Source organism: Mucilaginibacter sp. PAMB04274 (assembly GCF_039634385.2).
GTDB lineage: Bacteria > Bacteroidota > Bacteroidia > Sphingobacteriales > Sphingobacteriaceae > Mucilaginibacter.
In genome coordinates this window covers 3,090,153-3,105,681 of sequence record NZ_CP155081.2, presented here as the reverse complement: position 1 = coordinate 3,105,681, position 15,529 = coordinate 3,090,153, and the positions used below count along the sequence as shown (strand labels likewise).

Genomic DNA, 15,529 nt, shown 5'->3' with positions numbered 1-15,529 from the left:
ATGTACAAGGGAATTGTTTTTGCCGTGGCAATACTTTTGCCGCGTTTGTTAATAGCACAGTCGAATGATACATTATATGTCTACGGCCCTGGTGGCCCGCTGGCACCTTTCCAGGAATGCGGCAGGGTATTCACGCAGCGTTATCACATTCCGGTGAAAGTTTCTGCCGGTCCGGAAAGCGATTGGATAGCCGATGCTAAAATTCATGCCGATCTGTTTTTCGGCGGTGCGGAATATATGCTTACTCAATTTGAGATCGCGCACCCTGACCTTGCTTTAAGAACGTCGCGCATTGAACTCTATAAAAGAGCCGCGGGCATTTTAGTGCGGCCCGGTAATCCCAAGCATATTCATAGTTTGCAGGATCTGGCAAAACCAGGTATTAAAATTTTGGATGTCAATGGTGCCGGACAGCTGGGCTTATGGGAAGATTTAGCCGGTCAAACAAACAGCATCGCTGGAATTGCAAGTAATATAGCCGGTACTTTTGGCAACAGCGCATTAGGCATAGATGCTTGGAAAATGGATAAAAGTTATGATGCCTGGGTCACTTTCTCTTCCTGGCATTACCGCCTGCGGGAGATCACTGAGCTTGTACCCATTACAGGTACAGGAGCGGTTTACCGGGGCACACCCGTGGAAATGAGCGCGACCTCAAAACGTCAGCACCAGGTAAAGCAATTTATGGAATTGCTACGGTCGCCTGAAGGACATGCCATATTTAAGAAATGGGGTTGGGAATGATGGCCTGAATGTTGCTTTAATTTGCGACATTGCAATAACATTCACAACCGCTTGACCCATGTTTAAGGAAAATCTATCTGTATCTGATTATATCAATCAGCACTTTTCGCAATTTGAACCACCTTTAAAAGATTTTTTGAAGGAACACGCTTCCGTGATGGATTTTCCGGCGGGAGAAGTGATCATGCGCACCGGACAATACATTCGTGCCACGGTAATGATCGTGGAAGGGCGCGTGAAATTATATCGTGAAGGAGAAGACGGCGGTGAGTTCTTTATGTATTATTTAGAGCCGGGCAATGCCTGTGCGCTATCGATGATCTGCGCTACCAAGCAGGAAACCAGCCAGATCATGGCAAAAGCCGTTGAAGATACGCGGGTATTGATGGTACCCATTGGGCTGATGGATGACATGATGAAGCAATTCAAGACCTGGTATTACTTCGTGCTGGAAACTTACCGTTTCAGGTATGAGGAATTACTGGTGGTGATCGACCATATTGCCTTTAAAAACATGGATGAACGGTTGGCGCATTACCTCGCCAATCAACATGAAAAACTTCATACCCGTGAATTAAAGATCACGCATCAGGAGATCGCTACCGATCTGCATTCTTCGCGGGAGGTGATTTCCCGGCTGCTCAAAAAAATGGAACAGCGTAAGGATCTTATTCTTCACCGTAACTATATCGAATGGTTGCGATAGCGATGTGACAAAAGTCACCGTTCCGAAATTTGATTGTCAGCATCTTTATGGCCTAACATCATGACATGGCTATTTTCGCTTACTTCGCTTCCGCTTTGATCGGACTTTCTTTAGGACTCATTGGCGGTGGCGGTTCCATCATGACCGTTCCGGTTTTAGTGTATCTGTTCGGCGTTAGTCCCATCCTTGCTACTTCCTATTCCTTGTTTATTGTCGGTTCTACCAGCCTGGTAGGCGCATTTAATAACTACCGGAAAGGATTGGTGAGTATCAAGACCGCTTTGTTATTTGGAATATCATCAATCAGTACCGTTTTTTTAACCCGTAAATTTATTATCCCGGCAATTCCTAAACACATCGTTTATATCGGGACATTTAACCTCACCGAAAATATACTTACCATGTTACTGTTCGCGGTGTTAATGGTGGCCGCGGCCAGCGCTATGATACGCAGCAGCCGTAAAAACGAACCTGAAGTACTTGAGCCCAAAAAACTTAACCTGGTTAAGCTGCTGATCTACGGTGTCGCTATTGGCCTGGCAACCGGTTTATTAGGTGCAGGCGGCGGTTTTCTGCTAATCCCCACGCTCGTATTATTAGTTGGCCTGCCAATGAAACAGGCCGTGGGAACTTCGTTATTAATCATTGCTTTAAATTCCCTGATCGGCTTCACCGGTGATCTGGGCCACTTTCACATGGACTGGCTGTTTCTTGGGGAGATCACAGGTATAGCTATTGCGGGTATATTTGTTGGTGGCATGATCGGAAAGAGAATAAACGGGGCCGGTCTGAAAAAAGGATTTGGCTGGTTTGTGTTGGTCATGGGGGTCTATATTATCAGCAGAGAGTTGTTTTTTAAATAATGGGGAAAAGTAAGTCAAAAGATAGATTTTATGTAGGGGTACAATTTGTGTTGTTATGCATCTATTTCATTAATTTTTGGCCATTACGTTTCAATTTTCCCTATTTTCTTCGTTTTGTCGGATTAGTTTTGATTCTCGCAGGTGTAGCTGAATGTTTGTTAGCCATTTATTTGTTGAGAAAACATCTTACGCCCTATCCCACGCCATCACCCGGAGCCACTTTAATAGTGGAGAGCATTTATAAATATGTTCGCCATCCAATTTACGGAGGTATCATCGCTTCAACTGCAGGCTATGCTTTCTTCAGCCAGAGCATTGGACGCCTGTTGTTGGTCTTGGCTCTCACGATACTCTTTTATTTTAAATCAGTTTATGAGGAGCATATGTTACGACTGCAATTTCAGACCTATGAAGCTTACAAGAAAAAGACCTTTAGCTTTTTTCCTTTTTTTAAGCGGTCAACGTGACTTTGGTCACCGAATATGCCTGCACCATACTTCATATTTGTATTTAAGTTAATTTTTATGCTAAACAGCTTTTTCTCAAAAGATAAAAGTGATCTGGATGGTTACAATTTCAAAAAACAGATCGAAAAAACCCCGGATTCGGCAGTTATACTTGATGTCAGGACGCCTGCTGAATTTGCAGAAGGGTCGATCCCCGGCGCCTTAAATATTGACATATTGGCAAACGATTTCAAAACCAAGATTGAACAACTTGATCCTGCGAAGGTTTATTACGTTTATTGCCGCAGCGGTAACCGTAGCAGCAACGCAGTTGGCCAAATGGCCAAACATGGCTTAACCGCATTTAGTCTCGTCGGCGGGCTCGGTGCCTGGCCAAAATAAAATTATTTCGTTGAGTATGATTATCTTAATTCCTATTGATCTTTCGGCGCATAGCAAGCCTACATTAAGGATTGCCCGTTTGTTTCAGGAGAAGTTAGGTGCAGAAATACATATCCTGTATATTTTAGATCTTCCGGACATCGTTACCACAACAAATACCACTGGTGATCAAAATTGTCACGCCATACCCACTGATGATGAAAATAGGGAATATCAAATACATATCCGATCAGGTACTGCCCTTGATGCTATGCGAAATGTCGCCTTTGAAATTCACGCAGATATGATCATCATGCCTGCAGTTGATCGCGATGATTACGGTCACGCAACGGTGAATGAAGACCTGAATATTTTGATCTCCGAACTTGGCATACCCGTTTTATCATTAGAAAACGGTTACCGGCTTAAACCGATCGAACACATTCTTTTAGTAGCTGATTTTGACTTCTTCGGTAAAGGCACCCAGATCGGGCTGATCAAAATTATCGCTGCTGCCTTTGACTGTACAATACACCTGCTGAAGATCGTTAACAAAAATGATCAACAGCATTTAGATCTAGTGACCGCACAAATGAAGTTTTTTGCAGAAGAACACGCTCTTGATAAGTATGAAATTAGTATTTATCCCGCATCCTGGGATAAAGTTATTGAGCAAATTAATTTTCATAACTGGGATACCCAAATGGACCTGATCTGTATCAGGAAAGATCGTTGGAAAAATTTTAACGACTTGCTGTTTGGAAGCATCGCAAAAAGGCTTCTCTATGATCAAGCAAGGCCACTACTTACATTTAAATTAAAGCAATATGATGGAACTTATTAAACAGCCCTGGCCCTGGTACACCTCAGGCGCAATAATCGCTTTCATAATGGTTGCCCTGCTTTATTTTGGCAAATCATTCGGCTTTTCTTCCAACCTGCGAACCATCTGTTCCATTGCCGGTGCAGGAAAACAAGTGAAGTTTTTTGATTTTGACTGGAAGGCCCAGCGCTGGAATTTGATGTTTTTAATAGGCGCAGTTTTGGGTGGGGTTATTTCGTCAGTATGGTTGACAAGCGGCCAGCCACTGCAATTATCTGACGCAACAATTGCCGATCTTCAGCAATTACATATCCATTTTGATGGGCAACTCAATCCTGCGCAATTGTTCGGCACTGCTTTCTTAAGTGTGAAAAATGTATCGCTGCTGTTAATTGGTGGCCTGCTGGTTGGTTTTGGTTCCCGTTACGCCGGTGGCTGCACATCCGGACATGCCATCAGCGGTTTGTCCAACCTGCAATTACCGTCGCTGGTGGCGGTCATCGGATTTTTCGCCGGTGGCCTGATCATGACCTGGCTCATCTTCCCACTTTTATTTTAAAGCAATGAAAAGCATCAAATTTATAATAGCCGGTATCCTATTCGGTATCGTTATGGTCAAATCAGAAGCTGTTTCCTGGTACCGGATACAGGAAATGTTTCGTTTCCAGTCGTTCCATATGTATGGGATAATCGGAACGGCCGTTGTGTTGGGTATTATTGCTGTTTACCTGATCAAACAATTTAAGTTAAAAGATGTACAGGGAACGCCAATTACGTTTGCCGATAAAGACAGGAGCTGGAAAAAATATATTATCGGCGGAACGATCTTCGGTTTAGGTTGGGCACTTACCGGTGCTTGTCCCGGCCCGATGTTCGTTAATATTGGTTACGGTTATTTCAGCATGGTCATCGTAGTAATCGGCGCTTTGCTCGGCACTTACTTATATGGGGTGCTTAAAATCCGCCTGCCGCACTAATTATAACTGCTTGTGTGACAATAGTCACCTTTTGGACTTTGCTAACGGACTAAATTTGATTAAAACCAATCAAAACCGTTATGAAGAAAAACATGGGACGTCTTGACCGCATCATTCGCTTGCTGGCTGTAGTAGTCATCATCATGCTCTACCTCACACATAACATATCCGGCTTAACTGCTACGATACTGTTGATAGTCGCAGGCTTACTTGTTGTTACCAGTTTTGTGAGTTTTTGTCCTATGTATCTGCCGTTCGGTTTCAGTACCTATAGAAAAACAAAAAAATCATGAAAACACACTATCAGATTCTGATCGTAGGCGGCGGAAATGCAGGCATTTCTGTAGCAGCGCAACTCCTGCGTAAAAAAGGAGACCTGATGATCGGCATTATTGACCCATCTGAAAAACACTATTACCAGCCGGCATGGACACTGGTTGGCGGCGGCGTGTTCGATATTAATAAAACCGTCAGAAAAGAGCAGGATGTGATCCCTGAGCATGCCGACTGGATCAAAGATGCGGTAATGGAATTCCAGCCGGAAAATAATTCCCTTACGTGCGCAAGCGGCGCGAAATTGACTTACGACTATCTTGTAGTCGCCCCGGGTATCCAGCTGGACTGGCATAAGATTAAAGGACTGAAAGAAAATCTCGGTAAAAACGGGGTTTGCAGCAATTATACTTTCGAGACTGCGCCTTATACTTTTAAGACATTGGAAAAAATGGGTGCCGGGAAGGCGATATTTACGGCCCCCAGCACACCTATTAAATGTGGCGGCGCACCGCAGAAGATCATGTATCTGGCCGCGGATTTTTTACGCAAACACGGTTTGTTAAAACAATCGGAGGTCCATTTTTATTCTGGTGGCAGTATCATTTTCGGGGTGAAAAAGTATGCGGAGGCGCTGAATAAAGTGGTCGCACGGTACGGCATAGCCACTCATTTCGGACACAACCTGGTAGAGATTGACGGAGATAAAAAGATAGCTTATTTCGAAACAAAGAATGGTAACGATGAAGTGGTGCGCGTCGCCCAGGAATTTGACATGATTCACGCTACCCCTCCGCAATCCGCGCCGGATTTTATCAAAAAAAGCCCGCTGGCCGTAAAAGATAATCCGCTGGGATGGGTTGATCTGAACAAGGACACCTTGCAGCACAATCAATTTAAAAACATCTTTGGCTGCGGGGATGCCGGAAGTACGCCAAATTCCAAAACCGGAGCGGCGATCCGCAAACAGGCGCCCGTCCTGGTAAAAAACCTGTTAGCACTTATGAATGGCAAACAACCGGCTGAAAAATATAACGGCTATGGTTCATGCCCGCTTGTTACCGGTTACGGCAAACTCATACTGGCCGAATTTGATTACAATAATGAACCGTTGGAAACATTCCCATTTGACCAGGGTAAAGAACGCTACAGCATGTGGCTGCTCAAAACAAAGGTGTTGCCCTGGCTGTACTGGAACAAGATATTAAAAGGCACCGCCTGATCTGATATATATTAAGCGATTATGAAAATTAAACAATTTGAAGATAAGGGACTTGCCCATTATTCCTATGCTATACTAAGTGAATGCGAATCGCAGATCGTACTGATCGACCCTGCAAGAAATATCACTGAGTACCTGGAATATGCTAAAACGAATGATGCAAAGATCATTGGCGTGATAGAAACACACCCTCATGCAGATTTCGTGAGCGGCCACCTGGAATTATATAAAGTGACCGGGGCTACACTATATTGTTCTAAACTGGTAGGCGCGGCCTATCCGCACCAGGGATTTGACAACGGGGATGTGATCAGCTTTGGCAAGATCAAGCTGAAAAGTTTAAACACACCGGGGCATTCTCCGGACAGTATTTCCGTAGTACTCGAACATGAAGATAAAGACAAGGCCGTTTTTACAGGCGATACACTTTTTATTGGTGATTGCGGAAGGCCTGACCTGCGTGAAAACGCTGGTAATGTGACTGCTAAACGCGAAGAATTGGCCGCGCAAATGTATCATTCCCTGCGGGAGAGCTTAATGCCGTTAGCAGATGAGGTGATTGTCTATCCGGCACACGGGGCGGGAACCTTGTGTGGAAAGGCTTTAAGCGATGCAAACCATAGCACTATCGGCGCTGAAAAGATCAGTAATTGGTCGCTAAAGGAGATGACCGAAAAAGAATTTGTTAAAGAGTTGACCGCCGACCAGCCTTTTGTACCCAAATACTTTCCTTATGACGTAGGCTTAAATAAAGAGGGGGCGGCTGACCGGGAAAAATCACTTTCAGCCGTGAAGTTTGGGGCGACTGATGGCAGCTCAGCAAGTTTACCAACAATACAAAAGGAAATTGTCATCATAGACACCCGCACGGCGGCTGAATATCGCAAGGGACACCTTCCGAATTCTATCAATCTGATGTATGGCGGAAAGTTTGAAACATGGCTGGGCAGTATCGTTACCCCTCATGAACGCTACTACCTTGCGGCAGACGGTCATGCACAATTAGAATTGTTGATGGAGAAAACTGCAAAAATCGGTTACGAACCATTGATAAAAGAAGCGATAAATGTAACCGGAGGACCGGTTTCCAACCCGGAATTTGATCTTCAGGCTTTTAAAGCCGACCAGGAAGCCTATACCATTGTAGACGTAAGGAACCCGGCAGAGGTGAAAGAACACCCGGTCTTTAAACATGCCATCAACATTCCTTTATATCAGCTCAGGGAAAGGGTAAAAGAAATTCCTGTTGATAAACCTATTGCGGTTCATTGCGCCAGTGGCTATCGCAGTGCCGCCGGCACGAGCATTGTGGCTGATGCACTTAATGGCACAGCGCTTGTGTATGATATTAGCGACGACATTAAAACGTTCACGGAACATTAAAACTAATGGATTTATCACTATTATATATAAATGACGTACATGGCTATTTGGAACCGCACCCCGAATTATTTTATCGCGGCAACGAAGTTTACACCGAAGAAGTAGGTGGTTACGCCCGTATAGCCACGCTGATCAATGAGTTGAAAGCGACAAATGACCATGTACTCGTATTTGATGGTGGTGATACCTTTCATGGAACTCTGCCCTTGGTGGAGTCAAAAGGTGAAGCAATAGTACCTGTGTTGAACCGTCTTGGAATTAGTGCTATGGTTGGTCATTGGGATTTTGGTTATGGGCCGAAACAGTTACAGCACCTTGCTTCCCAATTAAATTATCCGATTTTAGGCATTAACGTATTTAAGGATGACAGTTCTTTATTTTTAGAACCTTACACCTTTGTCAATGCGGGACGATTAAAAATCGCTGTAATAGGTATTTGCTGTGATATTATAGATAAGACCATGCCTAAGCAGTTCAGCGAAGGATTGAAGTTTACGAATGGTATTCAGGAGTTACCCGGTTACATCAGGGCAGTAAAGGAACAAGGAGCTGATCTGGTATTTTTATTATCTCATAATGGCCTCCCGCAGGATATTGCCTTATTGAATCAGGTAAATGGTATTGATGTTTGCCTTAGCGCTCATACGCACAACCGGTTATATGAACCTGTAACCATTAATGAAACCATTATCATACAATGCGGTTGCCACGGCTCATTCGCAGGTCATTTACGGCTAACTGTCGAAGACAGAAAAATTACTGGTCATCAATACGACCTGTTCCCCCTGGATAGCCGTTATACTAACGATCCAACCATCAGCGAAATGACTGGTAAGATCATGGCATCATACCGTAAATTGCAACAGGAAAAAGTGGCACACAGCGAACAAATCTTGCATCGCTACAATATTTTATCATCAGGAATGGATGATTTTTTATTGACTGCCGTTTGTGAAGCATCAGGTTGCCAGATCGGTTTTTCCAATGGCTGGCGGTATGGCGCACCGATACCCGCGGGGCCAGTTTCGGTATGGGACCTCTATAATATGGTTCCGATGAATCCGCCTATTTCCACGGTTGAACTGTCAGGTAAAGAAATATTGGAAATGATGGAAGCTAATCTGGAGAGCACTTTTTCAGCAAACCCAATGGCACAGATGGGTGGTTATGTTAAACGCTGTTTCGGCTTGCAGGCTTATATTAAGATCGAAAACCCTAAAGGAACCCGTATACAGCAACTGTTTGTAGGTAACGAACTGGTTAACACTGAAAGAATTTATCAGGTAGCTTTCGTTACCAGCCAAGGCGTGCCTGAAAAATTCGGAAAGAACAGAAAAGACCTTCAGATAAAAACTATTGATGCACTGAAACAATACTGCATTAAATCTGGTATCATTAATTTAGCAGATAACCCGGAAACCGTCAAAGCAATATAATTGCCTGGCTTAAATTAGTATTGATCGAAAAATTAGCTTCAATTAGCGTAATATGAAGGCGGCAAAAATAAAGTATCATCAAAACAGACCGGGACTGGCATTCGGCCTGATGGTCTTATTTGTGGTGCTTACTGCCTTATGCCCGATAAAGAGGATTTTTTTTAATAGCCTAAGCTCCAATTCCTTACAGCAGCGGGCTAAAATCACGAGTGAAAAGCGAAGTGTTACAGATGCCCGGTTCGAAACCGGTGCCGGTGGGGCCTGCGGTATGTCATATGTTACTTTTAAACGATCTTTTACGGACCATACACCGGTAAATATTGATTTAACGGCACTGGTTTCATTAGTTTTTACTTTTTTATTCTTCTTTAAATTATTTAGCCAGCCTTTAGCTGTTCCTGAAGCGGTCAGTCATCGAACATCCGCTGTTCCTCTCTTTCTCCGCAATCAACTTTTGCTGATCTGATCCTGACACGTTTACCATTGGTAAGCACCTATAGGTTCAATTAATTTAACTGCACCCGCGGTTAGACATTTCTCATTTTAATTTTCTACATATGACCATGCCCAGGATCTATCTTGCAGGCTTGATAATATTCATTTCCGGCACTTTTGCCCGTGCTCAAAATCCCAAAGATCTGCCCTTATCAAAAGCGTGGCAACTTGCTTTTGACACATATCCGGGCTTGAGGCAGAAAAAGGCGCAGATTGGCGAAACACAGGTTTTAAAAGACATTGCATCAAGTGACAGGCTACCACAGGCGCAGGCACAGCTGCAAAATTCGATCGGCACCTTTGCCGGCAGTACGGGCGCATTTATTCCCTTACCAGGTATTTTTAATGTGAACAGCAATAAAACCATCGCAGGCGGATCATCTACGACTACGAATTTTTATGGTTCTGTCGTTGCGGACTGGAACCTGATCGGTTTCGGAAAGATCAATAACGCTGTAAAAGCCGCTGACGCAGAAGTTCAGCAAGCTAAAAGTAGTTTTGATGCCTATCATTTAACTTTGCAAGCCAGGGTAACCCGGCAGTATTTCGATGTTTTATACAATCAAACTAACCTAAGCTGGGCTGAGGATAATGCTAAGCGCGTAAAGCAAATACTTGAGCTTTCAAAAAGCCTTGCGGAAGCAGGCCTGAAACCAGGGGCTGATACTTCGCTCGCCGCGGCCACCTATTTGCAGATACTCGCTGAAAAAGATAGCTGGAAGGGCAAATTTGGTGCGAGTAAGATCACGTTAACAGAAACGGTGCCCTTACAGCCAATTGATTTTACCATGCCGGTGAAGAACTATCTGCAGTCCAATAGCGATATACCGACAGAGAATTCCGTGCAGGATACACACCCATACCTGAAAGTTCTGGAAAAGCAGGTACAGGTAAGTGAAGCACGAAGCAAAGCTGCGGGCAGCCAGGCACTGCCTACTATCTCGCTGATCGCAGGTTACAGCGGCCGTGGAAGCGGAATCTCGCCGGACGGTCTGGTCAGCAATGATTACACTGCCGGTTTCAACAACATGGCCAATAATTATCTGGTAGGTGTTGGTGTAACCTGGAACATTACCGGTGCCTATACCAGTGCTCTTCAAAAAAAACGTTTTGGTCAGCAGGCGCAGGCTAATAAATACGGCTATGACCTGGAAGAAAAACAACTTCAAACCCAGTTAGCTTCAGCCACAGCCAGATTGACGGAACAGATCAGTCAGGCCAATAAAACCCAGCGTGCGGTACTTAAGGGCAGGGAAGCCTATGAACTATACCTGTCCCGTTATGAAAGCGGCCTGATCAGGTTAACGGAGTTATTACAGATACAGGGCATTCTTCAGCAAGCCGAAAAAAACAATATTGATACGCATGGGCAGCTCTGGGATCAGTTGATCAACCAAGCCGAGATCAGCGGTAATTTCAATTATTTATCCACTCAATTTTAACCGCCATCATGAATATAATCAGATTTGCCCTAAGAAAGCCCATCGCTGTAATGGTGGTGGTGATGGCTATCGCATACTTCTCTTTTAACGCGATCAAAAAGATTAATGTCGATATTTTTCCCAAGATCGAATTACCTGCAATTTATATCGCCATGCCTTACGGCGGGTTAACCCCGGCTTACATGGATGGTTTTATGGCAGACGGATTTCAAAAAGTACTCATTTTTGTCAGCGGGGTCAAACAGATCGATTTTAAGAGCATACAGGGTTTCACCCTGATGAAACTGACCTTTTATCCGGGAACAGATATGGCCCAGGCCTCAGCAGAAGTTTCCAACCAGGTCGCCAGGGCAATGGGCTTTTTGCCGCCGGGAGCCGTTCCCCCACAGGTGGTACGATTTGACGGGAGTTCACTCCCCATTGGCCAGCTTGTTTTTGAAAGCCCTAAACGGTCAATCACAGAACTTCAAAACCTCGCCTTGACCAGAATAAGGCCAATGTTCGTAAATATTCCGGGTGTGACCGCACCCGCGCCCTTCGGCGGCAATATCCGGACGATGGTAGTTAAAGTTAACCCGGAGCTGATGCAATCCTATGGCTTATCTGCCGAAGATATCATGAGCGCTATAGCCAAAAATAATTTGCCGTCCGCAGCGGGTAACATCCGTATCGGTAATCAAAATTTGATGAGCCCGGTGAATTCTATCGCTAAAGGCCCTGACGATTTCTTAAATACTCCGATCAGGCTGGGTTCCGGAACAACTGTCTTTATCAAGGATGTAGCGAGTGTAGAAGATGCCGCTGACGTAACCAGCGGTTACGCCATTATTAACGGCAAGCGTTCGGTATATCTTCCTGTGATCAAGAAAGCAGATGCCTCAACACTGACTACGGTCGAAAATCTTAAAAATTCCATTCCGATGCTGAAAGCGGCGTTACCCGAAGATGTCAACGTTCGTTATGTTTTTGACCAGTCCGATTATATTAAAAGGTCACTGACCAACCTTATTCACGAAGGCATCCTTGGGGCCTTGCTGACCGGCCTGATGGTCTTTCTGTTCCTTGGGGACTCCAGGGGTGCTTTGATTGTTGTACTTACCATTCCTATTGCCATCCTTTCGGCAGTGGTAATGCTCTATCTCTTCGGACAAACCATTAATGTGATGACGCTGAGCGGTCTGGCATTAGCTATAGGTATACTCGTTGATGAGGCGACGGTAACCATTGAAAATATCCACCAGCATTTTGAAATGCATAAACCAAAGCAGCGGGCTATCCTTGACGCACTACTGGAGATCTCTATTCCCAAATTACTGATCCTGTTGTGTATCCTGGCAGTGCTGATTCCCTCATTTATGATGACCGGGATACCAAAAGATATGTTTCTTCCGCTTTCGCTGGCGGTTGCATTTGCGATGATCGCTTCTTATATAGCCTCACAGACATTCGTACCCGTACTGGCCAATTGGATGATGAAGGCTGAGAAGTTTCATCATAGTGATATTAAACAACATAAAAAGAAGCTGACAAGATTCGAAAAATTTAAGCGGCGTTACCTGATTGTCATACGTTATCTCCAGAGTAAAGCAGCTCGTGTGATTTCCGTCTATGCCCTGGTCGTGATTATCATCGTTGCCGGTAGTGCCCTGTTGATCGGGACCGACATTCTGCCGGCAAGTAACAGTGGCGACCTCCAGTTAAGAATTGTAGCACCTGAAGGCAGCCGCCTGGAACAGACTGAATCCTATCTGCAACAAGTTACAGCGATCATCAAACAACAGTTACCACCCAATGCGGTTAAGATCAGTTCCGCTTTTGTTGGCTTACAACCTTCAGGTACAGCGATCAATCCTATTTTTCTTTTCACCAGCGGTTCCCACGAAGCCGTTTTACAGCTATCCATAGATCAGGAAATTTACGGCAAAAGCATTATTGATCTAAAAGAACAGATCAGGAAAGCGCTTAATAAAGCGCTTCCGGCCGTGCAAATCGACTTTGAGCCGATGGAACTGGTCGAAAAGATCATGAGCCAGGGAGCAATGACACCTATTCAGGTACAGGTAGCTGCCGGACAATTAAACGTAGCTGATAATTACGCCAAAAAAATCGCTGCCGATATGCAAAGGATACCCTTTTTACGGGATGTGCGTATCGCTGAACCCGTTAATTATCCAAGTGTACAGATCAATGTCAATAGGGAACTGGCAGCGCAGTTTGGGCTCACCATGGAGGATGTAACGAGGGCATTGACCATTGCGACTTCGTCCACCAGGTTCACTAACAAAAATCTCTGGGTTGACCCTAAATCAGGCCTTGTATTTCAGGTTCAACTGCAAATCCCTGAAGCTGACATGCAATCCCTGGATAACCTGCGTTCTCTCCCGCTCAAATCCGGTCAGCCAAGGCCTGTTCTGGAAGATGTGGCCACTTTACAACTCACAAAACTTCCGGCTCAGGTTAACCGGCAGGGGCCGAACCGGTATGTCACGATCATTGCCAATACTTACCATGCCGACCTTGGTGCAGCCAGCAAAGCCGTGAATAAAATCTTAAAAAATGCAGGTACACCTCCGCGCGGTGTAATTATAAGTACTTCAGGGATGATGAAACTACTGGATGATACGATGTCAGGTCTGCAAATCGGTTTAGCGGTAGCTATTGTTGTTATATTTTTATTGCTTTCCGCCTACTACCAGTCTTTCGCCGTTTCCGGTCTGATCTTATTGGTAGTACCTGCTGTAGCAGGCGGGAGTCTGCTGATGCTGATCATTTGTGGAAGCACGCTAAACTTACAGTCCTATATGGGTATTATTATGTCCGTAGGCGTTTCTGTATCCAATGCTGTGCTGCTGATCAATCAGGCGGAAATTAATCGGCTTCAAAAAGGCATGGAAGCCAGGACAGCGGTACTGTTATCTGTTTCATCCAGGCTTAGACCGATCATTATGACCACACTGGCCATGATCGCCGGAATGATCCCCATGGCGTCAGGTATGGGTGAAGGAGGTGAACAGGTTGCGCCGCTCGGGCAGGCTGTTATCGGCGGGCTTATTCTGTCCACGCTCACCGCATTGCTTGTTCTGCCTAATCTGTTTACTGTGATCAGGGGGAAAGCCACGCGCTTCAGCCCGACACTTGATCCGGATGATCCGGAGAACAGGTATACCGAATCTTTACAAACCGCTACTCATTAATCATCCAGTTAATCTTATGAAAAGTATTCAATATAAACTATTTAAATCAGGATTTGCAATATTGCTGCCGGTCGCACTCCTGGCATGTGCCTGTTCGGACCAATCCAAAAAAGAACCGGTTGCAACGACCGCTGTACCTAAAATCACCACGGTTAAAGTTATCAGCCCGGTACAAAGACAACCGCTCTATAAGCTCACCGTTCCCGGTGAACTTGTACCCTTTGAACAAGTCACCATTTATCCAAAAATAAAAGGCTTTGTTAAAAAGATCTTTGTTGATCGTGGCAGCGTTGTGAAAAAAGGCCAGCTATTAGCCTTGCTGGAAGCACCTGAAGTAAACGAAAAATATCAATCCTCCCGTTCTGATCAGCAAAAGTATTATGAGGATTATTTGTACAGTAGGCAATCCTTTGACCGGTTAAAAAAAGCAGCGGAAAAAAATGGCGCTGTCGCTGCGATTGAACTGGATAAAGCCAGAAGTAAGCTGCGCGCAGATAGTTCGGCTTATGCTTCTGCAAAATCAACTACCAGCGCTTCGGCACAATTGAGTGATTACTTACGCATCACTGCTCCGTTTGATGGCGTGATTGTTGACAGGAATATCTCAGTCGGCGCTCTGGTTGGTGAAAATATGACCACATCGTTGTTCGTAGTTGCGCAAAATCAGCGATTGCGCCTGACCGTCGCTATACCGGAGAAACATGCAGCATCTGTTAGCACCGGAACTGATGTTACATTTACGGTCAGCGACCATCCGGGTAAAGTATATCACTCCAAACTGTCCAGAGATGGTAAACTATTGCAGCAATCTACGCGATCTGTAACGGTTGAATTTGATGTGAACAATAAGGATATGTCCCTAAGCGGTGGCGAGTATGCCCAGGTCTTACTGATGCTGCGCAGGCCTGAACCAACCTTGTGGATACCGGCAACCAGCGTGGTTCATGCACAGTCCGGTATATTTATTCTGGACGCCGACAGTGGCCGGATCAAACGTATTCCGGTTGTGGAAGGTATCCGGCAGGATTCGCTTCAGGAAGTCTTCGGGCAGCTAAAGCCGGACCTGAAAATTGTAAAAAACGGGACGGAAGAACTTGCTGAAGGGACAAAAATTAAGACTAAAAATTGAAGCAAATAATAATTA

16 protein-coding genes are annotated in these 15,529 nt (G+C 44.9%); all 16 read left to right on the top strand.

What is annotated here, in order from left to right; translation table 11 throughout:
* The 16 genes from ABDD95_RS12945 (at window position 1) to ABDD95_RS12870 (ending at window position 15,514) form a co-directional block, all read left to right on the top strand.
* On the top strand, window positions 1-744 hold the full coding sequence (locus tag ABDD95_RS12945) for a substrate-binding domain-containing protein (RefSeq protein ID WP_345947752.1): 744 nt from the start codon (window positions 1-3) through the stop codon (window positions 742-744).
* A gap of 58 nt (window positions 745-802) precedes the next feature.
* Window positions 803-1,450 carry a Crp/Fnr family transcriptional regulator gene (locus ABDD95_RS12940; RefSeq protein ID WP_345947751.1) on the top strand — a complete coding sequence of 216 codons (648 nt, stop codon included), beginning with the start codon at window positions 803-805 and terminating at the stop codon, window positions 1,448-1,450.
* Window positions 1,451-1,515: 65 nt separating this feature from the next.
* Window positions 1,516-2,313 carry a sulfite exporter TauE/SafE family protein gene (locus tag ABDD95_RS12935; protein WP_345947750.1) on the top strand — a complete coding sequence of 266 codons (798 nt, stop codon included), beginning with the start codon at window positions 1,516-1,518 and terminating at the stop codon, window positions 2,311-2,313.
* The gene (locus tag ABDD95_RS12930) at window positions 2,313-2,780 is read left to right on the top strand and encodes a methyltransferase (RefSeq protein WP_345947749.1); all 468 of its coding nucleotides are present in this window, start codon (window positions 2,313-2,315) and stop codon (window positions 2,778-2,780) included. Before ABDD95_RS12935 ends, ABDD95_RS12930 begins: the two co-directional genes overlap by 1 nt.
* 57 nt (window positions 2,781-2,837) lie before the next feature.
* Window positions 2,838-3,161, top strand: a complete 324-nt coding sequence (locus ABDD95_RS12925) for a rhodanese-like domain-containing protein (protein ID WP_345947748.1) — start codon at window positions 2,838-2,840, stop codon at window positions 3,159-3,161.
* A 16-nt stretch (window positions 3,162-3,177) separates the two neighbouring features.
* On the top strand, window positions 3,178-3,984 hold the full coding sequence (locus ABDD95_RS12920; protein WP_345947747.1) for a universal stress protein: 807 nt from the start codon (window positions 3,178-3,180) through the stop codon (window positions 3,982-3,984).
* Complete coding sequence (locus ABDD95_RS12915; protein ID WP_345947746.1) at window positions 3,968-4,522, top strand: YeeE/YedE thiosulfate transporter family protein; 555 nt, start codon at window positions 3,968-3,970, stop codon at window positions 4,520-4,522. Before ABDD95_RS12920 ends, ABDD95_RS12915 begins: the two co-directional genes overlap by 17 nt.
* Before the next feature lie 4 nt (window positions 4,523-4,526).
* Window positions 4,527-4,940 carry a DUF6691 family protein gene (locus ABDD95_RS12910; RefSeq protein ID WP_345947745.1) on the top strand — a complete coding sequence of 138 codons (414 nt, stop codon included), beginning with the start codon at window positions 4,527-4,529 and terminating at the stop codon, window positions 4,938-4,940.
* Window positions 4,941-5,020: 80 nt separating this feature from the next.
* The gene (locus ABDD95_RS12905; RefSeq protein ID WP_345947744.1) at window positions 5,021-5,233 is read left to right on the top strand and encodes a DUF2892 domain-containing protein; all 213 of its coding nucleotides are present in this window, start codon (window positions 5,021-5,023) and stop codon (window positions 5,231-5,233) included.
* A complete protein-coding gene (locus tag ABDD95_RS12900) occupies window positions 5,230-6,435 on the top strand; it encodes an FAD/NAD(P)-binding oxidoreductase (RefSeq protein WP_345947743.1) in 1,206 nt (401 codons plus the stop codon). The genes ABDD95_RS12905 and ABDD95_RS12900 overlap by 4 nt, the downstream gene beginning before the upstream one ends.
* A gap of 21 nt (window positions 6,436-6,456) precedes the next feature.
* Window positions 6,457-7,818, top strand: coding sequence for a rhodanese-like domain-containing protein (locus ABDD95_RS12895; protein ID WP_345947742.1), 1,362 nt, complete (start codon window positions 6,457-6,459; stop codon window positions 7,816-7,818).
* A gap of 5 nt (window positions 7,819-7,823) precedes the next feature.
* A complete protein-coding gene (locus ABDD95_RS12890) occupies window positions 7,824-9,254 on the top strand; it encodes a bifunctional metallophosphatase/5'-nucleotidase (RefSeq protein ID WP_345947741.1) in 1,431 nt (476 codons plus the stop codon).
* A gap of 52 nt (window positions 9,255-9,306) precedes the next feature.
* Window positions 9,307-9,720 carry a hypothetical protein gene (locus tag ABDD95_RS12885; RefSeq protein WP_345947740.1) on the top strand — a complete coding sequence of 138 codons (414 nt, stop codon included), beginning with the start codon at window positions 9,307-9,309 and terminating at the stop codon, window positions 9,718-9,720.
* 97 nt (window positions 9,721-9,817) lie between these two features.
* Window positions 9,818-11,191 carry a TolC family protein gene (locus ABDD95_RS12880; protein WP_345947739.1) on the top strand — a complete coding sequence of 458 codons (1,374 nt, stop codon included), beginning with the start codon at window positions 9,818-9,820 and terminating at the stop codon, window positions 11,189-11,191.
* An 8-nt stretch (window positions 11,192-11,199) separates the two neighbouring features.
* On the top strand, window positions 11,200-14,385 hold the full coding sequence (locus tag ABDD95_RS12875) for an efflux RND transporter permease subunit (RefSeq protein ID WP_345947738.1): 3,186 nt from the start codon (window positions 11,200-11,202) through the stop codon (window positions 14,383-14,385).
* 16 nt (window positions 14,386-14,401) lie between these two features.
* A complete protein-coding gene (locus ABDD95_RS12870; RefSeq protein ID WP_345947737.1) occupies window positions 14,402-15,514 on the top strand; it encodes an efflux RND transporter periplasmic adaptor subunit in 1,113 nt (370 codons plus the stop codon).
* Window positions 15,515-15,529 lie beyond the last annotated feature (15 nt).